20 protein-coding genes are annotated in these 21,830 nt (G+C 70.6%); 15 read left to right on the top strand and 5 right to left on the bottom strand.

Annotated features, from left to right (window positions below):
* Positions 1–9: 9 nt before the first annotated feature.
* The 3 genes from ACX25U_RS25250 (at position 10) to fabF (ending at position 2,750) form a co-directional block, all read left to right on the top strand.
* Positions 10–1,041, top strand: coding sequence for a beta-ketoacyl-ACP synthase 3 (locus ACX25U_RS25250; protein ID WP_454383336.1), 1,032 nt, complete (start codon positions 10–12; stop codon positions 1,039–1,041).
* A gap of 101 nt (positions 1,042–1,142) precedes the next feature.
* Positions 1,143–1,391, top strand: coding sequence for an acyl carrier protein (locus tag ACX25U_RS25245; RefSeq protein WP_073951948.1), 249 nt, complete (start codon positions 1,143–1,145; stop codon positions 1,389–1,391).
* A gap of 87 nt (positions 1,392–1,478) precedes the next feature.
* Entirely contained in the window at positions 1,479–2,750 is a 1,272-nt protein-coding gene (gene fabF, locus ACX25U_RS25240) for a beta-ketoacyl-ACP synthase II (RefSeq protein ID WP_454383333.1), read from the top strand.
* Positions 2,751–2,815: 65 nt separating this feature from the next.
* On the opposite strand, the gene ACX25U_RS25235 is transcribed toward fabF, so the two are convergent.
* The gene (locus tag ACX25U_RS25235) at positions 2,816–3,310 is read right to left on the bottom strand and encodes a DUF3145 domain-containing protein (protein WP_454383331.1); all 495 of its coding nucleotides are present in this window, start codon (positions 3,308–3,310) and stop codon (positions 2,816–2,818) included.
* Positions 3,311–3,566: 256 nt separating this feature from the next.
* Here ACX25U_RS25235 and ACX25U_RS25230 point away from each other — a divergent pair, with 256 nt between their 5' ends.
* Entirely contained in the window at positions 3,567–4,463 is an 897-nt protein-coding gene (locus tag ACX25U_RS25230) for an SGNH/GDSL hydrolase family protein (RefSeq protein WP_454383330.1), read from the top strand.
* A gap of 27 nt (positions 4,464–4,490) precedes the next feature.
* The gene (locus ACX25U_RS25225; protein WP_454383328.1) at positions 4,491–5,567 is read left to right on the top strand and encodes an aldose epimerase family protein; all 1,077 of its coding nucleotides are present in this window, start codon (positions 4,491–4,493) and stop codon (positions 5,565–5,567) included.
* 59 nt (positions 5,568–5,626) lie between these two features.
* Here the strand turns inward: ACX25U_RS25225 and ACX25U_RS25220 are convergent, their stop codons facing one another.
* Complete coding sequence (locus tag ACX25U_RS25220) at positions 5,627–6,421, bottom strand: EI24 domain-containing protein (RefSeq protein ID WP_454383326.1); 795 nt, start codon at positions 6,419–6,421, stop codon at positions 5,627–5,629.
* Positions 6,422–6,554: 133 nt separating this feature from the next.
* Here ACX25U_RS25220 and ACX25U_RS25215 point away from each other — a divergent pair, with 133 nt between their 5' ends.
* Positions 6,555–7,727 carry a serine hydrolase domain-containing protein gene (locus tag ACX25U_RS25215; RefSeq protein ID WP_454383325.1) on the top strand — a complete coding sequence of 391 codons (1,173 nt, stop codon included), beginning with the start codon at positions 6,555–6,557 and terminating at the stop codon, positions 7,725–7,727.
* A 375-nt stretch (positions 7,728–8,102) separates the two neighbouring features.
* Here ACX25U_RS25215 and ACX25U_RS25210 read toward each other — a convergent pair whose 3' ends face one another.
* Complete coding sequence (locus ACX25U_RS25210; RefSeq protein WP_454383324.1) at positions 8,103–9,101, bottom strand: NADP-dependent oxidoreductase; 999 nt, start codon at positions 9,099–9,101, stop codon at positions 8,103–8,105.
* A 97-nt stretch (positions 9,102–9,198) separates the two neighbouring features.
* Here ACX25U_RS25210 and ACX25U_RS25205 point away from each other — a divergent pair, with 97 nt between their 5' ends.
* Positions 9,199–9,642, top strand: a complete 444-nt coding sequence (locus tag ACX25U_RS25205) for a MarR family winged helix-turn-helix transcriptional regulator (protein ID WP_454383323.1) — start codon at positions 9,199–9,201, stop codon at positions 9,640–9,642.
* 42 nt (positions 9,643–9,684) lie between these two features.
* Here ACX25U_RS25205 and ACX25U_RS25200 read toward each other — a convergent pair whose 3' ends face one another.
* Positions 9,685–10,440, bottom strand: coding sequence for an SCO2400 family protein (locus ACX25U_RS25200; RefSeq protein WP_454383322.1), 756 nt, complete (start codon positions 10,438–10,440; stop codon positions 9,685–9,687).
* A 221-nt stretch (positions 10,441–10,661) separates the two neighbouring features.
* Here ACX25U_RS25200 and ACX25U_RS25195 point away from each other — a divergent pair, with 221 nt between their 5' ends.
* From ACX25U_RS25195 to ACX25U_RS25160, 8 genes are all read left to right on the top strand, one after another.
* On the top strand, positions 10,662–11,825 hold the full coding sequence (locus ACX25U_RS25195) for a mandelate racemase/muconate lactonizing enzyme family protein (RefSeq protein ID WP_454383321.1): 1,164 nt from the start codon (positions 10,662–10,664) through the stop codon (positions 11,823–11,825).
* Positions 11,822–12,856, top strand: a complete 1,035-nt coding sequence (locus tag ACX25U_RS25190; RefSeq protein WP_454383320.1) for a zinc-dependent alcohol dehydrogenase — start codon at positions 11,822–11,824, stop codon at positions 12,854–12,856. Before ACX25U_RS25195 ends, ACX25U_RS25190 begins: the two co-directional genes overlap by 4 nt.
* A 120-nt stretch (positions 12,857–12,976) precedes the next feature.
* Positions 12,977–13,945 carry a hypothetical protein gene (locus tag ACX25U_RS25185; RefSeq protein ID WP_454383319.1) on the top strand — a complete coding sequence of 323 codons (969 nt, stop codon included), beginning with the start codon at positions 12,977–12,979 and terminating at the stop codon, positions 13,943–13,945.
* Between the two features lie 47 nt (positions 13,946–13,992).
* Positions 13,993–15,105, top strand: coding sequence for a multiple monosaccharide ABC transporter substrate-binding protein (gene chvE / locus ACX25U_RS25180; protein WP_454383318.1), 1,113 nt, complete (start codon positions 13,993–13,995; stop codon positions 15,103–15,105).
* A 60-nt stretch (positions 15,106–15,165) separates the two neighbouring features.
* Complete coding sequence (gene mmsA, locus ACX25U_RS25175) at positions 15,166–16,725, top strand: multiple monosaccharide ABC transporter ATP-binding protein (protein WP_454383317.1); 1,560 nt, start codon at positions 15,166–15,168, stop codon at positions 16,723–16,725.
* The gene (mmsB, locus tag ACX25U_RS25170; RefSeq protein WP_454383316.1) at positions 16,722–17,966 is read left to right on the top strand and encodes a multiple monosaccharide ABC transporter permease; all 1,245 of its coding nucleotides are present in this window, start codon (positions 16,722–16,724) and stop codon (positions 17,964–17,966) included. The genes mmsA and mmsB overlap by 4 nt, the downstream gene beginning before the upstream one ends.
* Positions 17,967–18,019: 53 nt before the next feature.
* Positions 18,020–19,183: an aldose epimerase family protein gene (locus tag ACX25U_RS25165; protein WP_454383315.1), complete on the top strand. Its 1,164-nt coding sequence runs from the start codon at positions 18,020–18,022 to the stop codon at positions 19,181–19,183.
* Positions 19,184–19,339: 156 nt separating this feature from the next.
* Positions 19,340–21,004, top strand: a complete 1,665-nt coding sequence (locus tag ACX25U_RS25160) for a pyridoxal phosphate-dependent aminotransferase (protein ID WP_454383314.1) — start codon at positions 19,340–19,342, stop codon at positions 21,002–21,004.
* A gap of 18 nt (positions 21,005–21,022) precedes the next feature.
* Here the strand turns inward: ACX25U_RS25160 and ACX25U_RS25155 are convergent, their stop codons facing one another.
* Complete coding sequence (locus tag ACX25U_RS25155) at positions 21,023–21,670, bottom strand: DUF4360 domain-containing protein (protein ID WP_454383313.1); 648 nt, start codon at positions 21,668–21,670, stop codon at positions 21,023–21,025.
* Positions 21,671–21,830 lie beyond the last annotated feature (160 nt).

Below are 21,830 nucleotides of genomic sequence, written 5' to 3'. Positions count from 1 at the left end.
CCGACGATCATGTCGAAGATCAAGCCCGCCAAGGGCGCCCCGTACGCGCGCATCCTCGGCGTGGGCGGCTACCGGCCCACGCGGGTGGTGCCCAACGAGGTGATCCTCGAGAAGATCGACTCGTCCGACGAGTGGATCCGCTCGCGCTCGGGCATCGAGACCCGGCACTGGGCGTCGCCCGAGGAGACCGTCGCGGCGATGTCGGTCGAGGCCTCCGGCAAGGCGATCGCGAACGCCGGGATCGACGCCTCGCAGATCGGCGCCGTGGTCGTCTCGACGGTCTCGCACTTCAGCCAGACCCCGGCCATCGCCACCGAGATCGCCGACAGGCTGGGCACCGACAAGGCGGCGGCCTTCGACATCTCGGCGGGCTGCGCCGGCTTCGGCTACGGCCTCACCCTCGCCAAGGGCATGGTCGTCGAGGGCTCGGCGGAGTACGTCCTCGTCATCGGCGTGGAGCGGCTGAGCGACCTGACCGACCTGGAGGACCGGGCCACGGCCTTCCTGTTCGGCGACGGCGCCGGAGCGGTCGTGGTCGGCCCCTCCCAGGAGCCCGAGATCGGCCCGACCGTGTGGGGCTCGGAGGGCGACAAGGCCCAGGTCATCAAGCAGACCGTGCCGTGGGACCGGTTCCGGATCGGCGATGTCTCCGAGCTTCCCCTGGACAGCGAGGGCAACGTCAAGTTCCCCGCGATCACGCAGGAGGGCCAGGCGGTGTTCCGCTGGGCCGTGTTCGAGATGGCGAAGGTCGCCCAGCAGGCGCTGGACGCGGCCGGGATCAGCTCGGACGACCTGGACGTCTTCATCCCGCACCAGGCCAATGTGCGGATCATCGACTCGATGGTGAAGACCCTCAAACTGCCGGAGCACGTCATGGTCGCCCGTGACATCCGCACCACCGGCAACACCTCGGCCGCCTCGATTCCGCTCGCGATGGAGCGGCTTCTGGCGACCGGCGAGGCGAAGAGCGGCGACACCGCGCTCGTCATCGGCTTCGGGGCGGGTCTCGTCTACGCCGCTACGGTCGTTACCCTCCCCTAGGCACTCCGTGCCGGATCATGTTTCCGGCACGGGAACCGCACCACCTGCCGCTGCCGCGGTGGGCGCCACACCCTCTGGAATAGTTACGAAGGAGCGCCGACATGGCCGCCACTCAGGAAGAGATCGTCGCCGGTCTCGCCGAGATCGTGAACGAGATCGCCGGGATCCCGGTCGAGGACGTCCAGCTGGACAAGTCCTTCACCGACGACCTGGACGTCGACTCGCTGTCCATGGTCGAGGTCGTCGTCGCCGCCGAAGAGCGCTTCGACGTCAAGATCCCCGACGAGGACGTCAAGAACCTCAAGACGGTCGGCGACGCGACCGAGTACATCCTCAAGCACCAGGGCTGATCGACCGATCACAACCTTGGGCTGACTGCCCCGCCACCCGGCGGTGGCGCCGTACGAATCCTCGTATCCGTTGGAGAAAGAATTCCCGTGAGCTCGACCAATCGCACCGTGGTCGTCACCGGTATCGGCGCAACCACACCGCTGGGTGGCGACGCAGCCTCTACCTGGGAGGGACTGGTCGCCGGCAAGTCCGGCGTGAAGCTCCTGACCGAGGAATGGACGGCCGAGCAGGCCGTCCGTATCGCCGCGCCGGTCGCCGTGGAGCCGACCGAGGTCATTCCGCGGCCGCAGGCCCGCCGTCTGGACCGCTCCGCGCAGTTCGCGCTGATCGCCGCCCAGGAGGCCTGGAAGGACGCCGGTTTCACCGGCAAGGCCGGTGAGGACGGCAACGTCGACCCCGACCGGCTCGGCTCGGTCGTCGCCTCCGGCATCGGCGGTGTGACCACCCTGCTGGACCAGTACGACGTGCTGAAGGAGAAGGGCGTACGCCGTGTCTCCCCGCACACCGTCCCCATGCTGATGCCGAACGGCCCCTCGGCCAACGTGGGCCTGCTCGTGGGCGCCCGCGCGGGCGTGCACACGCCGGTCTCCGCGTGCGCCTCGGGCGCCGAGGCCATCGGCTACGCCATCGAGATGATCCGCACCGGCCGCGCCGACGTCGTCGTCGCCGGCGGTACGGAGGCGGCGATCCACCCGCTGCCCATCGCCGCGTTCGGCAACATGATGGCGATGTCCAAGAACAACGAGAACCCCGAGGGCGCCTCGCGCCCCTACGACGTCGACCGGGACGGCTTCGTCCTCGGTGAGGGCGCGGGTGTGCTCGTCCTGGAGTCCGCCGAGCACGCCGCCAAGCGCGGCGCCCGCGTCTACGCGGAGGCGGTCGGGCAGGGCATCTCCGCCGACTCCCACGACATCGTCCAGCCGGAGCCGGAGGGCCGCGGCATCTCGCACGCCCTGCAGAACCTGCTGGAGCGCACCGACCTGGACCCGGCCGAGATCGTGCACGTCAACGCGCACGCCACCTCGACGCCGGCCGGTGACATCGCCGAGCTGAAGGCGCTGCGCAAGGTCTTCGGCGACCACGCCGACCACATCGCGGTCTCCGCGACCAAGTCGATGACCGGTCACCTGCTCGGTGGCGCGGGCGGCGTGGAGTCGGTGGCGACGGTGCTGGCGCTGTACCACCGGGTGGCTCCGCCGACGATCAACGTCGACAACATCGACCCCGAGGCCGAGGCGAACGCGGACGTGGTCCGCGGGGAGGCGCGCAAGCTGCCCGTCGAGGGCCGCATCGCCGCGCTGAACGACTCGTTCGGCTTCGGCGGGCACAACGTGGTTCTGGCGTTCCGGACGGTCTGAGCGGCTGCCGCACGCACGTGAAGGGCCCCCACCGACCGGTGGGGGCCCTGCTGCTTGAGAAGCTGTCAGACCACCTGGTGGAGCCAGCGGACCGGGGCTCCTTCACCCGCGTAGCGGAACGGCTCCAGCTCGTCGTCCCAGGGCTTGCCCAGGAGCTTGGCGATCTCGGCCTCCAGGTCGGTCTCGCCCTGCTGGGAGCGGAGGAGGGCGGCGCGCAGGCGGTCCTCGGGGATGAGGATGTCGCCGTGGATGCCGGTGACGGCGTGGAAGATGCCGAGGTCGGGGGTGCAGCTGTAGCGCTCGCCCTCGGCGGTCGGGCAGGGCTCGGCGGTGACCTCGAAGCGCAGCAGCTGCCAGCCGCGCAGCGCGGAGGCGAGCTTGGAGCCGATGCCGGCCTGACCCTGCCAGGAGAACTCCGAGCGCCAGGTGCCGGGTGAGGCGGGCTGCCGGATCCAGTCCAGGCTGACGCGCGTGCCGAGCACACCGGCGATGGCCCACTCGACGTGCGGGCACAGCGCGCGCGGCGCGGAGTGCACGTACAGAACTCCACGTGTCGTCACCGGGACCTCCGGGCAGAGCGGGGCAAGGGGCGGGCGGACGGACAGCGGTGGCGCTGAAGGCCACGCTGATGGCGAGGCTACCGTGAGAGGGCGCAAGGAGTGTGACGTACCGTCGGTCCCGGCGGCAGGAAACACCCTCCATTCACCCGGGGGGACGCTTGTACGGGTGCGAGCCGCCCACTCGAGTGGGGGCGGGAACCCTCGCGCGTTCTCATGGAGGGGAGCGCTGTACGACGACCGAGGGGAGCCCCAGGGCATGCGGAAGCGAAGTCACCGTATCCGGGCCGCTCACGCCGTGGTGGCGGCGGCCGTGCTGGCCACCGCGGGCTGCGACGCCGTCGGTGACCACGCCTCCGGGGCGAACACCGGCGCCAGAGCGTCCCACCCGTCCGCCACGCCGTCACCCGATTGGAACCGCAGCCCGGACTCGATCGCCGCGGTCGGCGACTCCATCACCCGCGGCTTCGACTCGTGCATGGTGCTGACGGACTGCCCGGAGGCGTCGTGGGCGACGGGCAGCGACGCCTCGGTCAACAGCCTGGCGGTGCGGCTGCTGGGGGCGACCGGGGCGGCCCAGCGCAGCTGGAACTACGCGGTGACCGGGTCCCGGATGGCGGATCTGAACGATCAGATGGCGCGGGCCGTGCGGAAGAAGCCGGAGCTGGTGGCGGTGATGGCCGGCGCCAACGACGCCTGCCGGGACTCGCCGGCCGCGATGACGCCGGTGGCGGACTTCCGGGCAGAGTTCCAGGCCGCGATGGACACGCTGCGCCGGGCGCTGCCGAAGACGCAGGTGTACGTCGCCAGCGTGCCGAACCTGAAGCGGCTGTGGTCCGAGGGCCGTACGAACGCGCTGGGCAAGCAGATCTGGAAGCTCGGCATCTGCCCGTCGATGCTGGGCGACGCGGACGCGCTGGACGCGGCGGCCGTCAAGCGGCGCGACACGGTGCAGGCGCGGGTGGAGGCGTACAACACGGTGCTGAAGGAGGTCTGCGCGAAGGACCGCCGCTGCCGGTTCGACGGCAACGCGGTGTTCGACTACCAGTTCGGCACCGAGCAGCTGAGCCACTGGGACTGGTTCCACCCGAGCCGGAACGGGCAGGCGCGGCTGGCCGAGATCGCCTACCGGACCGTCACCGCGAAGAACCCGTGACGACGGACGCGGCCCAGGGTTTTCCACATGAGCGAACTCTTCGGCACACTTTCCGACGGTGCTGCCGTGCACCGCTGGACGCTGGAGCGGGCCGGGGTGCGGGCGCGGGTGTTGTCGTACGGCGGGATCGTGCAGTCGGTCGAGGTGCCGGACCGGGACGGGCGCACGGCGGACGTGGTGCTGGACCTCCCCGCTCTGGACGGCTGTCTGGCCCATCCGGAGCCGTTCCTGGGCGCCCTGATCGGGCGGTACGCCAACCGGATCGCCGGCGGCCGCTTCCCACTGGACGGGCGGACGTACGCGCTCGAACAGAACGAGGGGACGAACTCACTGCACGGCGGCGACCGGGGCTTCGACAAACGGCTGTGGGAGGTGACGCCCGTCGAGCACGGCGTACGCCTCACCCGGGTCGGTCCGCACGGCGAGGAGGGCTTCCCGGGCCGGCTGGAGGTCACGGCGACGTACACCCTGGACGAGCCGGGTGCCCTGCATATCGCGTACACGGCGGTCACGGACGCGCCCACGGTCGTCAGCCCGACCCACCACTCGTACTGGAACCTGAGCGGCTCCGGGAACGCCGGCGGCCATGAACTGCGGCCGGCGGCCTCCCGTTGCACCCCGGTCGACGCGGACCCGGTCCCGGCCGGCGACCTGACGGAGGTGGCGGGAACCCGCTTCGACTTCCGTCGGACGCGCAAGGTGGGCTCGGGACACGACCACAACCTGGCCCTGGACAAGGGCGTCACGGACACCCCGGTGGAGGTGGCCGAGCTGCACGACCCGGCGTCCGGCCGCGTCCTGACGGTGTCGACGACCGAGCCGGGCCTCCAGCTCCACACCGCCGACCGTCTCGGCGCCCCCTTCGCCCCGGGCGACGGGATCGCCCTGGAGACCCAGCACTTCCCGGACTCCCCCAACCGCCCTCGGTTCCCGAGCACCGAGCTCCGCCCGGGTGAGGTCTTCCGCTCGGAGACGGTGTACGGCTTCTCGGCGCGCCGACCGCACACGCGCCACACACACGCGTACGAGCGCACGAGCCCCGGTCCAGGGTCAGGTCCCGGACCGGGGCTGCTCGTGGGCAGCACCGCTCCGGTCCGACGTTAACCTCCGTGGCGACGCGGCGGTCGGCGATCCATCACCCCGCCGCAACCTCGTACGAACCTTCACAAGGTCTTACGGCTTTCGACGGGCCCCGGGGCGGCCGTGCTGTCCGTCTCCTCGCCCAGCAGGTCACGGGCGAGCAGGGTGGCACCCGCGACCGCGCCCGGCATGAGGAACACCGCCACGAACGGCACCAGGAAGGCCAGGCCGAGCGGCGTGCCGAAGCCCCAGACCAGCAGCTTGCGGGAGCGCAGCAGCTTCAGGCGGGCGCGGAGTTCGACGTCCCGGCGCTGGAGGGCGACGGCGGCCAGCTCCTCGGTGAGAAAGAACCCGGTGACGAAGAACCCGATCACCGGTACGACCGTCTGACCGACGAAGGGCAGGAACCCGAGCCCGAAGAGCAGCACACCCCACAACGCGGCCCGGACCAGGACGCGGAGGCTGTCCCGGCCCGAGATCCACAGCTCACGCCAGAGCGGCAGACCGGACTCGGGCGCCGTACCGTCGGCGGACACGTCCCGGTCGACCTGCTCGGACAGGCTCTCGTAGAAGGGCTGGCCGATCAGGAGGGTCACCGCGGTGAAGGTGACCACGGCGAGCAGCAGACCGAGGGCGAACAGCACGGCGGTCAGCAGGCCGCGGAAGAGTCCGGGCCAGGGGCTCGGCCAGTCGTCGGCGAAGGGGGTCGCCCAGCCGACGGCGTCCTCGCCCCACAGGGCGAGCACGGTCAGTGCCGCGGCGTACAGGACGAGGGTGATCAGCCCGGGCAGCAGCCCGAAGCCGTACGACCTCCTGTGCCGTGCCACCCACCGCTGGCCCTTCAGGAGGTAGCCGAAACCCACCCTGAGATCACGCATGGGAAAACCTTAACGAGGCCCCGTGCCCGCTCCTCATGCCGGCCGCTGTTGAGTCGAACGGGTATGCGCCACCGTACCGGTCTGTGGGAACCACGGTGTCACCAGTGAGCAGCGGTCAGGTTGAGGAGAGCGGATGACTCAGGAGATCCACGGCACCGTCGCCGACGGCTACGAGCCGGTGCGCGAGGAGTTCGCCGCGTTCGTGGCGACGGAACGGCCGGACTACGAGGGGCAGTTGTGCGCGTACGTCCACGGTCGGCGAGTGGTCGACCTGTGGGCCGGACCGGACGGGGACGGCAGCGGCGGCGGTTCCCTGTACGCGGTGCACTCGTCGACCAAGGGCGCCGCCCACCTGGTGGTCGCGCTGCTCGTGCAGGACGGCACGCTGGAGCTGGACCGCAAAGTGACGTACTACTGGCCGGAGTTCGCGGCCGAGGGCAAGGGCGCGCTGACCGTGCGCGAACTGCTCGCCCACCGCGCGGGCGTGGTCGGCACCGACACCGGTTTCACGGCCGCCGAGCTGGCCGACGACCGCGCGATGGCCGAACGCCTCGCCGACCAGCGGCCGTTCTGGCGTCCCGGCACCGCCTTCGGCTACCACGTCCTGGTCATCGGCGCGCTCACCGGCGAGATCGTACGGCGCGCGACGGGCCGTACGATCCAGGAGCTGCACGAGGAGCGCGTCCGCGCCCCCTACGGCCTGGACTTCCACCTGGGTCTGCCCGCCACCCAGGAGCCCCGCTACCGCCCCACGCAGCCCATGACGCCAACCGCCAGGCAGCAGGCCGTTCTTGACGCCCTGCCCGAGGGTCCGCACAGCCTCGCCTCCATCGCCTTCAACCGCCAGGGCCCCGAGCCGACCGGCCTGCAGGCCCTCACGAACGACCGTCTGATCCGTGCCAAGGGCCCGGCCTCCGTCGGTGGAGTCGCCTCGGCACGCGGCCTCGCGGGCCTGTACGCGGCGATGATCAGCGAGGTGGACGGAAAGGCGCCTCTGCTCAAGCCGGACACGGTGGCGGAGTTCGGCCAGATCCACTCCGTGGGGTACGACCTGGTGCAGCGCGCCCACAAGTCGTTCTGCCTCGGCTTCCAGGCGACCGCCGACACCTGGCACCCGTTCCTGGGCGCCGGCACCATCGGCCACAGCGGCGTGGCAGGCTCCCAGGCCTTCGCCGACCCGACGACCGGCCTCGCCTACGGCTACACCCGCCGCCGCTTCGCCTTCCCGGGCGGTGCGGCCCCGGAGAACGACCGGCTGGCACGGGCGGTGCAGAGGGCGGCGCCGGCGGTGCGGGACGTGGGGTGAGCCCCGGGGGGAGTTGGAAGTGATCACGGTTGAACATCCGCCGTTGTGCGCAGCGTACTCCCGCCGCCGGAGTCGAGCAGCCAAGGAGTTCCCTGGACACGGAGGCGGAGGGCCGGTACCCGGAATACGCCCTCCCTGAAAGGGAGCTCCTTCCGGCGGAACAGGCGTGGTCCGACGTCATTGACCCGCGCGCGGCGGCCGAAGTACTCGACGGCGTTGAGTGAGCCGGGTCCCGGCGACGGCCGGGACCCGGGACTCCGTGGGCCAGGGCATCACAGGAATCCCCGGCCGCCGCGACTCGCGGCCACGGCCGCACATGGCGGTTCGGAAAGGAATTGCCGCACGGCGGAACTCCAGGGGACGGGTGCCCGGGAGTCAGAGCTTGACGATCATCTTGCCGGTGTTGTCGCCGCGCAGTACGCCGAGGAAGGCCTCCAGGGTGTTCTCGACGCCCTCGACGACCGTCTCGCGGTACTTCAGGCGGCCGTCGCGCACCCAGGGGCCGACCTCGCGTACGAACTGCGGCTGCAGGTCGTAGTGGTCGCCGACGAGGAAGCCCTCGATGCGGCCGCGGGTCTGGATGAGGCGGGCCAGGTTCCTCGGGCCGGGGGCGGGCTCGGTGTTGTTGTAGACCGAGATCATGCCGCAGATCGCGATGCGGCCGCCCTGGTTGAGGGAGCCGACGGCGGCTTCCAGGTGGTCGCCGCCGACGTTGTCGAAGTAGACGTCGATGCCGTCGGGGGCGGCGGCGCGCAGCTGCTCGCCCACGGGGCCGCTCTTGTAGTTGAAGGCGGCGTCGAAGCCGTACTCCTCCAGCAGCAGCTCGACCTTCTCGTCGGAGCCGGCCGAGCCGATCACCCGCGAGGCGCCCTTCAGCTTGGCGAGCTGGCCCACCTGGCTGCCGACCGCACCGGCCGCGCCCGACACGAAGACGATGTCGCCCTCCTTGAACGAGGCGGTGCGCAGCAGGCCCGCGTAGGCGGTGAGCCCGGTCATGCCGAGTACGCCGAGGTACGTCGACAGGGGGGCGGCCTCCGGGTCGACCTTGACGGCGTGCTGCGCGTCCACGGCGGCGTACTCCCGCCAGCCGCCGAAGTGCAGGACGTGGTCACCCACGGCGATGCCCTCGGCGTTCGAGGCGACGACCTCGCCGACCGCGCCGCCCTGCATGGCCTTGCCCAGCTCGTAGGGGGCCACGTACGACTTGGCCGCGCTCATCCTTCCGCGCATGTACGGGTCGACGGAGAGGTACTCGTTGCGTACGAGGACCTGGCCCTCGCGCGGCTGCGGGACCTCCGTCTCGACCAGGGCGAAGTCCTCGGGCTTCGGCCAGCCGGCCGGGCGGCTGAGCAGGTGCCACTCGCGGTTGATCATGACAGCGCCTTTCCGTCTGCTTCATTTACTTCAGAGCCTGAAACAATCATCTGCCTGAATATTTCACGCTGTCAAGTAAACGGGTACCCTGGACGCCATGGCCACTGCACCGAACACCCGCCGCCCCGACGCGCTGACCCTGGAGGTCGTCGAGCTCATCGGGGACGTCGTGGCCCGGTTCTACGAGGACTACGAGGACGCCGCCGGGGAGCACGCCCTGACCGGCGCGCAGGCGCGGCTGCTGAGCCTGCTGTCGCTGGAGCCGCTGCCGATGCGGAAGCTGGCGCAGAAGCTGAAGTGCGAGCCGTCGAACGTCACCGGGATCGTGGACCGGCTGGAGGCGCGGGGGCTGGTGGAGCGGCGGTCCGACCCTGCCGACCGGCGGGTGAAGCTGGCGGCGGCGACGGAGGAGGGGCGGCGGGTGGCTCGGGAGCTGCGGCACGGGTTGCGCTTCGCGCGGGAGCCGTTGGCCGCGCTGTCGGAGGAGGAGCGGTTGGCTCTGCGGGATCTGTTGCGGCGGATGGCGGGTGCGGGGGCTTGAGCGGGCGCTGCTCGACCGGCTGACGTCGGCTGCGGCCGGACACTACGTGCACCACCACAGGAACCGGTTGCACTTGCGCGTCGATGTCGGGGTCGGGTCGGGGTCCGATGGTGTCGGGTCGGTCGTCGGGGGGTCCGCCGGCTGCGGAGCCTCCGGGGGCGGAGGGTTCGAAGCGCCCGTGCCTCCGCCGGCCCCCGTGCCCCCGGCCGTGCCCGCGCCGCCTTCCTCCGCCGCCCGCGCCGGCTGCTGCGGGTCGCTCGTCCCCGTCGGGTCCGGGTCGGGTTTCTCGTCCTTCGCCGATGCGGACGGGGACGCGGACTCCGAGGCGTTCGGGGAGGCCGTGCTCGTGGCGGCCCCGGATGTGGCGTTCGCCGGGGCGGCCGTCCCTCCCGGACTCGAGGTCGGCCTGCCGTCACCGGTCCGCCCGTCGTCCTCCGCCACAGCCGGCTTCGGGCTGGAGAAGCCCGGCAGGGCCGGGGCGTCGACGCCGAGTTCGGCGAGGCTCAGGCCGCCCGCGGCCAGTACGAGGCCGGTGGCCATGAGGAGGGTACGGCGGCGGCGCCGGCGGTGGGCCGCGGCCTTGCGGTCGCGACGGCTTGCCGTCACGGCCCCGGCTCCGGCTCCGTCCGGGTCGGCCTGTTCCGCCCCCTTCCCCGCCTCGCCGCTCTCCGGCGGTATTTCCGCGGCCGCCGCGGGCTCAACAGTCGCAGGCGCGGCGTACGTCTCCGTGGGGGCGCCGCATCCCGGGCAGGCCAGGGCGCCGTTGAGGTGCCGTTGGCACGGGTGGCAGTAGTTCATGACGCGGGAAGGCTAAGTTCCGTGCGGGAGCGTTCCCAGGATTTCCTGTGAAAGTTCTGTGGGAGATCGCAAGAGTTGTCGAAAGGCTTGCCGAAACCGTTATCTGTCGGACCCATTGACACCCCCGGCGCCCCCTCCTTACTGTCACGCCAGCATTTCGAACGTGTGACGAGATTTCGAACAGCGAAACAGCCATCACGAACAGCTGAGAGGCAACCGCCGTGCGCATCACCGGAATCAGCACTCACGTGGTCGGGACGCCGTGGCGCAACCTGACCTACGTTCAGGTGCACACCGACGAGGGGATCACGGGAGTCGGCGAGACCCGGATGCTGGGCCGCACCGACGCGCTGATCGGCTACCTGCGGGAGGCCGAGGCCAACCACGTTCTCGGCTCCGACCCGTTCGCCGTCGAGGACCTGGTGCGCCGGATGAAGTACGGCGACTACGGCCGCGCGGGCGAGATCGTGATGTCCGGTATCGCGGTCGTGGAGATGGCGTGCTGGGACATCAAGGGCAAGGCCCTCGGCGTACCGGTGTGGCAGTTGCTGGGCGGCAAGGTCACCGACAGGGTGAAGGCCTACGCCAACGGGTGGTACACCACCGAGCGCACCCCGGAGGCGTACCACAAGGCCGCCCAAGCGGTCATGGAGCGCGGGTACAGGGCGCTCAAGATCGACCCCTTCGGCACCGGGCACTTCGAACTCGACCACCGGCGGACCCTGTACGCCGTCTCCCTCGTCGAGGCCGTACGGGACGCCATCGGCCCGGACGCCGAGCTGATGCTGGAGATGCACGGCCGCTTCTCCCCCGCCACCGCCGTCCGGCTGGCCAAGGAGATGGCGCCCTTCGAGCCGGCCTGGCTGGAGGAGCCGTGCCCGCCGGAGAACCTGAAGGCGCTGGAGAAGATCGCCGCCAAGGTCGACATCCCGGTGGCCACCGGTGAGCGCATCCACGACCGGATCGAGTTCCGGGAGCTGTTCGAGAGCCAGGCCGCCGACATCATCCAGCCGGACGTCGGTCACATCGGCGGCATCTGGGAGACCCGGAAGCTGGCCGCGACCGCCGAGACGCACTACACGCTCCTCGCCCCGCACAACGTCGGCGGGTCCGTGCTCACCGCCGCCTCCCTCCAAGTCGGCTTCACCTCACCGAACTTCAAGATCCTGGAGCACTTCAACGACTTCGCGGACGCGGAGATCAAGAAGGTGGTCAGGGGCGCCCCGCAGGTGAACCCCGAGGACGGCTGCTTCCACCTCTCCCACGCACCCGGTCTCGGCGTCGAGCTGGACGTCGACGCCGCGGCCGAATTCCCGCAGCAGCAGGCCCGGTTCGACCTGTGGGCCGAGGGCTGGGAGCAGCGCAGGCCCAAGGGGACGAAGTGAGCACCGCCGCCACCGCCGCCACCACCGTCGCCACCGCCGTCGTCGTCGAAGCGCCGGGCGTGCACCGGCTCGCACAGCACACACCGCGCGGCCCCGGTCCGGGCGAGGCGCTGGTCGCCGTGCACGCCGTCGGCATCTGCGGCAGCGACCGCGAGGTGTACCAGGGCAACCGGCCCGAGGGATACGTCCGTTACCCGCTCACGCCGGGCCACGAGTGGTCCGGGACGGTCCAGCGGGTCGGCGCCGGGGTGCCCGACGGTCTCGTCGGGCACAAGGTGGTCGGCGAGGGCTTCCGCAACTGCCAGGTCTGCGACCGCTGCCATGCCGGCGAGACGACCCTGTGCACCTCGGGCTACGAGGAGACCGGCTTCACCCGGCCCGGCGCGATGGCCACCACCCTCACTCTCCCGGCCCGGCTGCTGCACGTCCTGCCCGAGGACGCCGATCTCACCGCCGCCGCCCTGCTGGAGCCCGCCGCCTGTGTCGCGGCCGCCGCGCTGAAGGCGGGCGCGCGGCCGGGCGAGCGGGTCGCGGTGGTCGGCACCGGCACGCTCGGGATGTTCACCGTGCAGTTCCTGCGGGCGACCTCACCGGCCGAGCTGCTGGTCGTCGGCACGCGGCGCGACCGTGAGGCGCTGTCCCGGCGGTTCGGCGCCACGGATTTCCGCACCAGGGACCAGAACCTCCCGGCCGGCTTCGACGTCGTCATCGAGACCGCCGGGTCCGCGGACGCGGCACGTACCGCCGCCGCCCTGCTCCGACGCGGCGGGCGGCTGGTCCTGACGGGCATCCCGGCGCCGGGTGCCGAGGGGCTCGACCCGACCGATCTCGTCGTACGGCAGCTCGAGGTGCACACCGTCTTCGGGGCGCCGCCGGACGCCTGGGCGCACACGGTCCGGATGTTCGCGGCAGGGCTGCTCGATCCGCTTCCGCTCGTCACCCACGAGCTCCCGCTCACCGGGTTCTCGCAGGCCATCGACCTGGTGGGGGCCGGTGACCCGAAGGTGGGCAAGGTCCTGCTCCGGCCGTGAGGCACGCCGCTCGCGGCGTCGCACCCGACGGCGGCGCAAGCGGCGTACGTACCGCCACCGCGCCTTTCCACACCCGGAGCCGCGAACCTTGTCCGAAATACCGAACACAAAGGACGGCTTGTGACCGACGCTCCCGCCACGGCAGCCCGCAGACCCGGTGAGCAGGCCCTCACCGCACTCGGTCTGGGCGCCCCCGCGCTCGACCCCGCCGACGCCTCGCCCCACACCTTCCCGGGCGGTGGCCGCTGGCGCACCGAGATCCCCTCGTGCGAGGGTCCCGAGGCGCTGGCGGTGGTCCTCAAGGAGTCCGCACGGCTCGATGTGCCGATCCACCGGATCAGCCAGGGCAGCGGCGTGTGGATGCTGACCGACGCCGAGATCACCGAGATGGTCGAGGCGACCGACGAACGGGACATCGAGCTCTGCCTGTTCACCGGCCCGCGCGGCACCTGGGACACCGGCGGCTCGGTGCGCTCCGACTCGCGCGGCGCGGGCCTGCGCGCCCGCGGTCACGACGCGGTCGCCGGGTGCGTCGAAGACGCCGTACGCGCAACGGAGTTGGGCGTGAGGTGCCTGCTCGTCGCCGACGAGGGCGTGTTGTGGACGCTGCACCGGGCGCGCGAGGCGGGCATCATCCCGGCCGACACCACCCTGAAGGTGTCCGCGCTGATCGGCCCGGTCAACCCGGCGTCGTACGCCGTCTTCGAGCGCCTGGGCGCCGACTCCGTCAACGTGCCCAGTGATCTGACGCTTCGCCACCTCACCGAGATACGCAGGGTTTCGGCCGCCCCCATGGACATGTACATCGAGGCCCCCGACGACCTCGGCGGCTATGTGCGGATGTACGAGGTCGCCGAGCTGATCCGGCGCGGCGCACCGCTCTATCTGAAGTTCGGCCTGTCCAGGGCGCCCGGCATCTACCCGTACGGACACCAGCTGCGGGAGCTGACCCTGGCCACCGCCCGGGAACGGGTGCGGCGCGGCCGGCTCGCCCTCGACCTGCTCGCCCGGCACGGGGCGGCCGGCGACATGGCGCCGCTCGGCTCCCGGCTGCCGGGAGCGCTCCACCGCTTCCCCACCGGCACCTGACTCCCACGTCCGACCCCGACAAACGACCAAGGACTGGACTGATCACCATGCGCAACCGCAGAGCCGCCCTGCTCGCCACCACCGCAGCCGCCGCCTCGCTCGCCCTCACCCTGTCCGCCTGCGGGCAGAACAGCGAGGGCGGCAGCAAGGAGAAGACGGGCAGTGCCAAGGGCGCCACCATCGGCATCGCGATGCCGACCAAGTCCTCCGAGCGCTGGATCTCCGACGGCGACAACGTCGTCAAGGAGCTGAAGGCCAAGGGCTACAAGACCAAGCTGGTCTTCGGCGAGGACGATCCCGACACCCAGGTCTCCCAGATCGAGAACCTGATCACGCAGGGCGTCAAGGGCCTGATCATCGCGGCCATCGACAACAAGTCGCTGAACAACGTGCTCCAGGAGGCGGCCGACGCGAACATCCCGGTGATCGCCTACGACCGGCTGATCCTCGGCACGAAGAACGTCGACTACTACGCCTCCTTCGACAACGAGAAGGTCGGCGAGCTGCAGGCCGGCTACATCGTCGACAAGCTGGGCCTGAAGGACGGCAAGGGCCCGTTCAACATCGAGCTGTTCGCCGGCTCCAACGACGACAACAACACCAAGTACTTCTTCAACGGCGCGACGAGCGTCCTCAAGCCGTATCTGGACAGCAAGAAGCTGGTGGTCAGGTCCGGTCAGACGCAGCTCAACCAGGTCACCACCCTGCGCTGGGACGGAGCGACCGCCCAGCGGCGCATGGACGACCTCCTCACCTCCTCCTACAAGAGCGGCCGGGTCGACGCGGTCCTGTCGCCGTACGACGGCATATCCATCGGCATCCTGTCCGCGCTGAAGTCGGACGGGTACGGCTCCGCGTCCAAGCCGCTGCCGGTGATCACCGGCCAGGACGCCGAGCTGGCCTCGGTGAAGTCGATCATCGCGGGCGAGCAGACGCAGACCGTCTACAAGGACACCCGCAAGCTCGCCGAGGTCGCCTCGGCGATGGTCGACGCCGTCCTGAACGACAAGAAGCCGGAGGTCAACGACACCAGGACGTACGACAACGGCACCAAGGTCGTCCCCGCCTACCTGCTGCAGCCGGTGAGCGTCGACAAGACCAACTACGAGGAGGTCCTGGTCAAGGGCGGCTACTACACCGACGCCGAGCTGAAGAAGTAGCACGGGAAGCGAAGCGAACCGCCGTATCCACCGACCCCCAACCGACCGGAAGGCACCACCATGGCGGGACCCGTCCTGGAAATGCGCTCGATCGTCAAGACCTTTCCCGGTGTCAAGGCGCTGTCGGACGTCACGCTGGCGGTGCGTCAGGGCGAGGTCCACGCCATCTGCGGGGAGAACGGCGCCGGCAAGTCCACCCTGATGAAGGTGCTCTCCGGTGTCCATCCGCACGGCACCTACGAGGGCGAGATCCTCTTCGAGCAGGAGCCCTGCCGGTTCAAGGACATCCGGGCGAGCGAGCAGCGCGGCATCGTCATCATCCACCAGGAGCTGGCGCTGGTGCCGTATCTGTCCCTGGCGGAGAACATCTTCCTCGGCAACGAACACGCCACACGCGGGTTCATCAACTGGAACGACACCCTCAGGCACGCCACCGAACTGCTGCGCCGCGTCGGCCTCGACGAGCACCCCGAGACCCGGGTCGCCGACATCGGCGTCGGCAAGCAGCAGCTGGTGGAGATCGCCAAGGCGCTGTCGAAGTCCGTGAAGCTGCTCATCCTGGACGAGCCGACGGCCGCCCTGAACGACGAGGACAGCGGCAAACTCCTCGATCTCATCCTGGAGTTGAAGAAGCAGGGCATCACCTCGATCATCATCTCCCACAAACTCAACGAGATCCGCAGGGTCGCCGACTCGGTGACCATCCTGCGCGACGGCCGCACCATCGAGACCCTGGACGTGAAGGCGGCCGGGACCACCGAGGAGCGGATCATCGCCGGCATGGTCGGCCGCGACCTCGACCACCGCTTCCCCGAGCGCACCCCGCACCAGCCCGAACAGGGCGCGGCCCCGGCGCTGGAGATCCGGGGCTGGACCGTGTTCCACCCGATCGACCAGCAGCGCAAGGTCGTCGACGACGTGTCGCTGCGGGTGCGGCGCGGGGAGATCGTCGGCATCGCGGGCCTGATGGGCGCCGGGCGCACCGAGCTGGCGATGAGCGTCTTCGGCCGCACCTACGGCCGGTACGCGGCCGGCACGGTCCTCAAGGACGGCCGGGAGATCCGTACCAGAACCGTCGCGGAGGCGGTCGGGCACGGCATCGCGTACGTCACCGAGGACCGCAAGCGCTACGGCCTGAACCTCATCGACACCATCAACCGCAACATCTCGCTGACCGCACTCAAGAAGGTGGCCCGGCGGGGCATGGTCGACGAGCACGAGGAGCGGCAGGTCGCCGAGAGCTTCCGGAAGTCCATGAACATCAAGGCGCCGACCGTCTTCGAGCCGGTGGGCAAGCTGTCCGGCGGCAACCAGCAGAAGGTCGTCCTCAGCAAGTGGATCTTCGCGGGCCCGGACGTGCTGATCCTGGACGAGCCCACGCGCGGCATCGACGTGGGCGCCAAGTACGAGATCTACACGGTCATCGACCAGCTGGCCGCCCAGGGCAAGGCGGTCGTCTTCATCTCCTCCGAACTGCCGGAGCTGCTCGGCATGTGCGACCGCATCTACACGATGGCCGCCGGACGGCTGACCGGTGAGGTGCCGCGGGCCGAGGCCACCCAGGAAGTGCTGATGCGCCACATGACGAAGGACACGAAGGACGAAGAGGTGACGCGATGAGCGCGGACGTGACCGCCAGGACCCCGGCCCCCGCGCCGTCGGGCCGCGGCAGAGGGGCCACCGGCGACGGTCTGCTCCAGCTGGTGCTGAACGGCCTGCGCCGCAACATGCGGCAGTACGGCATGCTGATCGCGCTCGGCCTGATCGTCGTCCTGTTCGAGATCTGGACCGGTGGGGACCTGCTGCTGCCGCGCAACGTCTCCAACCTGGTGCTGCAGAACAGCTACATCCTGATCCTCGCGATGGGCATGATGCTGGTGATCATCGCGGGCCACATCGACCTGTCGGTCGGCTCGCTGACCGCCTTCGTCGGCGCGGTGGCGGCGACTCTGACGGTCAGTCACCATGTGCCGTGGCCGGCCGCCGTGGCGCTGTGCCTGCTGGTGGGCGCGGCGGCGGGCTCGCTGCAAGGGTTCATGATCGCCTATCTGGGCATACCGTCGTTCATCGTCACCCTCGCCGGGATGCTGCTCTTCCGCGGTCTGACGGAGATCCTGCTCAAGGGCCAGACCCTCGGCCCGTTCCCGGGCGGCCTGCAGAAGATCGGCAACGGCTTCCTGCCGGAGACCGGCCCGAACACCAACTACCACAACCTCACCCTGCTCCTCGGTGCCGTCCTGATCGCCGCCGTGGTGTGGCAGGAAGTGCGCGACCGGCGCCGGCAGCAGGAGTTCTCCCTGGAGGTGCTGCCCGCGCGGCTGTTCGCGCTCAAGCTCGTCGCGCTCGTCGCCGCGGTACTGGTCGTCACCCTGCTGCTCGCCAGCTACAAGGGCGCGCCGATCGTGCTGATCGTGCTCGGCGTGCTGGTGGTCGGCTACGGCTATGTGATGCGCAACGCCGTCTTCGGCCGCCACATCTACGCGATCGGCGGCAACCTGCCGGCCGCGAAGCTGTCCGGCGTCAAGGACAGGCGGGTCACCTTCCAGGTGTTCCTGAACATGGGCGTGCTCGCGGCCCTGGCGGGTCTGGTGGTGGCCGCCCGCCTGAACGCGGCCTCTCCGAAGGCGGGCGTCAACTACGAACTGGAGGCGATCGCCTCGGCGTTCATCGGTGGCGCGTCCATGAGCGGCGGTGTCGGCACCGTCCTCGGCGCGATCATCGGCGGCCTCGTCCTCGGCGTGCTGAACAACGGCATGAACCTGCTCAGCGTCGGCACCGACTGGCAACAGGTCATCAAGGGCCTGGCACTGTTGGCGGCGGTCGGGTTCGACGTGTGGAACAAGCGCAAGTCCGGTTCGTAAGTCAGCTCCGGCCCCGCCCGGACACGGCGGGGCCCGTCCTTCAGGGGAGCCTTGTGAAACTGAACAGACGCACGGTCATCGCGGGCGCCGCGGCAGCGGGCATCGCGGCGAGCACGCCCGGGGGCACGGCGCAGGCCGCCTCGGGTTCGGCTTCGGGAGGCAGGAAGCCGGTGAAGGAGCTGTTCGGCAGGCTCGCCGACGGCACGAAGGTCCACCGCTGGTCGCTGGAGAACGGCGGCACCCGGCTGAAGGTCCTCTCCTACGGCGGCGTGGTCCAGTCCCTGGAGGTCCCCGACCGGCGGGGCCGCCACGCGAACGTCTCCCTGGGCTTCGGCACCCTCGACGACTACGTGGCTTCCAGCCCGTACTTCGGCGCCCTGATCGGCCGCTACGGCAACCGGATCGGCAAGGGCCGCTTCACCCTGGACGGCAGGACGTACCAGCTCTCCGTCAACGACGGCGACAACAGCCTGCACGGCGGGGCCAAGGGCTTCGACAAACACGTGTGGGACGTGGAGCCGTTCGCCGAGGGCTCCGACGTCGGCCTGCGCCTGTACCGCACCAGCGCCGACGGCGAGATGGGCTACCCGGGCACGCTGCGTGCCAAGGTGACGTACACCCTCACCCGGCGCGGTGAGTGGCGCGTCGACTACGAGGCCACCACCGACAGGGCCACCGTCGTCAACCTCACCAGTCACGTCTACTGGAACCTGGCCGGCGAGGGCAGTGGCACGATCGAGGACCACGAGCTGACGATCGCCGCCTCCCGCTACACCCCCACCGACCCGGGCCTGATCCCCACCGGCGAACTGGCGAAAGTCGCGGGCACTGCCTTCGACTTCCGCCACGCCAGGCCGATCGGCCGGGACATCCGGGCGGGCCATCCGCAGCAGGTGCGGGCCAAGGGCTACGACCACAACTGGGTGCTGGACAAGGGCGTCACCGCCCGGCCCGAGCACGTCGCCACCCTGCGCGACCCCCGCTCGGGCCGCACCCTGAGGATCGCCACCGACCAGCCGGGCCTGCAGTTCTACTCGGGCAACTTCCTCGACGGCACCCTCACCGGCACCGGCGGCCGCACCTACCGCCAGGGCGACGCCCTGTGCCTGGAGACCCAGCACTTCCCGGACTCGCCGAACCACGCGGACTTCCCGTCGACCGTGCTGCGACCGGGGCAGACGTACCGGACGACGACGGTCCACTCGTTCGGCGTGTGACGGCCGGGCTTACCCGGAAGTCACACTTCTCACACATGAGTTGAACGACTTCACCTCCGCCTCCGTACCCATGGGTGGCCCGCGCTCCCCCGCGCGGGCCACCCCAGAGACGACGGGCCCGGCCGTCCCCACCGGGTCCGCCCCCACGGAGGTTCCATGGCCGACAACGTCACCTCGCTGTTCCGCAGCACCGCGGCCCACAGTCCGTCGATGGCGGCGCTGGCGCGGGAGGGCGGCGACGGGGCCGGGCCGGTGGACTTCTGCATCCCGTGCAATCCCTACTTCCCCACGCCCGAGATGTTCCAGGACATGGCGGCGCGGCTGCGGGAGATCATCACGTACTACCCGTCCGGTGCCGACACGATCACGGCCGAGCTGTGCGACCTGCTCCAACTGCCGCCGCAGTGCGTAGCGATGGGCAACGGGTCGACGGAGCTCATCACCTGGATCGACCACCTGCTGGTCCGCGAGTCCCTCGCCGTCCCCGTACCCACCTTCGGCCGCTGGACCGACCAGCCCATGGAGACCGGCAAGCGGGTCGACATGTTCCCGCTCCAGGAGTCGGGCGGCTTCGCCCTGGACCTGGCGCAGTACGCCGAGTTCATCCGGGCGCGCGGCACCAAGGTGGCCGTGATCTGCAACCCCAACAACCCCGACGGCGGCTTTCTGCCCAAGCACGCCGTGGTGCAGTTCATGGACGCCATGGCCGACCTGGACCTGGTGGTGATCGACGAGTCCTTCCTGGAGTTCGCCGACGCCGAGGCCGAGCCGAGCGTGGTCCAGGAGGCGATACTGCGCCCCAACGTGGTGGTGCTGCGCAGCCTGGGCAAGAACTTCGGTCTGCACGGCATCCGCTTCGGCTATCTGGTCGCGAATCCCGCGGTCGCGGGCAGGGTCCGCTCGATGCTGCCGAAGTGGAACCTCAACTCCTTCGCCGAGCACGTGGTGTTCATGCTGAAGGAGCACGGTGCGGAGTACCAGCAGAGCCTCCTGCAGGTGCGCCGTGACCGCCTGGAGATGGCCGGCCACCTCTCCGCGCTGCCCGGCCTGACGGTCTACCCGTCCCAGGGCAACTTCCTCTTCGTACGCCTGCCCGTGGGCGCCGAAGGCACCGTGGTCCGCGACCGGCTGCTCACCGAGCACCGGATCCTGGTCCGCGAGTGCGGCAACAAGATCGGTTCCTCCAGCCGCTTCCTGCGACTCGTGGTGCGCCCCGAGGTGGACGTGCGTCGCCTGGTGTCTGCCTTGGAACAGGTGTTCTACGGGACCAGGAGGGGAGCCGCCGTGCCCGAGCTGGGCACCGGGACCAGCTACAGCTCGGGTACGGCGGCGGTGGACCGGCTGGTGAGCGAGACCAACGGGTCCGGCCTGCGGGTACCGGCCGCCCATGCCGCCGCCCCGGCCGTCGGCGGCGGCATGCCGCTCACCGCCACCGCGGCGGCCGCGCCCGCCCCGCAGCCGGCCGGCGCCGGGATGCCCATGCCGGCGCCGGCCCAGCCGGCGGTTCCCCAGCCCCTCGCGCCCGCGCCCGCACCCGCTCCGGCACCGATGCAGCCCCTGGCCCCGGCGGCCCAGCAGGTGCCGGTGCCGGCCCCGGCACCCGTTCCGGCACCGGCACCCACGCCCATGCCGTCACCGGTGCCCGCCGCGGGCGGTCCCACCCCGCCGGGCGTCCCCGCCCGCGGCGGCCTCACGGCCGCCCAGGTGCGCGGCATGACCGCCCCGCCCTCGAACAACCCCGGACTGACCCCGGCCCCGGCCACGGGCTGGCCCAGCCCGCAGAACTGGCCGAACGCGGCGGGGATGGGTCAGGTGGGGTAGCCGGGGCGGGGCACCGCCTCAGGACTTCGGGCACTCCTTCCAGGCCAGGTGGTAGACCGTGCTGATGTCGCCGTCCGTGGAGTCCATGGTCATGAAGCTGACCTTGCCGGGGGACGAGCCGGCGTTCACCCGGAGCTCCGTGTTGATGTTGAAGTTGCGGAGGGCTCCGCAGGGCGCCCAGACCAGCTGGGCCCAGTCGGTCTCGTCGGTGGCCTGCCAGTCGTCGTTGTAGGGGCCGTTGAAGGGGTGGTTCTTGAACGCGGTGTTCGGGGAGCCCTGGAAGTAGTACGAGGCTCTCTGCATGCCGCTCGCGCCGGGCTGGAGCGAGGCGAAGCCCCGGTAGTCGGCGCTGGCGATGGCGTAGGTGAAGCCCTGCGGCACGTGCACGATCAGGTTGAGCTGGCAGTTCTTGCGGAACGCCGTGGGGTCGGAGTTGCCGCCGGCCTGGGCGAGGTAGTCGCTGTAGGTGACCGTGAAGGCGGTGTTGTCCGGGGAGACGGCGACGGCGGCGGTGCCCCGCGGGCAGCCGGAGCCGTTCACCGTGGCGACATCGATGACGATCCTGTCCGGGGGCGGGTCGGTCACCACCGGAGAGGGGTTGTGCGCGGGGAGCGCGGTGGTAAGGAGCGCGGCGATCGCGCCGCTCATGAGCAGTCCGCCTGCCATGGGTCTCCGTCCGTTCCGTGGGGGGTCATGACCGTCTTTTTTCATGGGCATGCCAAATCGGCACACGCATGCGCTCCCCGCCTGTGGAGAAGCCATGGATGAGCCGCGAGGGCCGGGAGCGGTCGCATCGTACGCAGCCCCCGGCAGGGCGAGAAGGCCG

This window comes from Streptomyces sp. JNUCC 63 (assembly GCF_054366325.1).
This window is presented reverse-complemented; position numbering and strand designations above follow the sequence as displayed.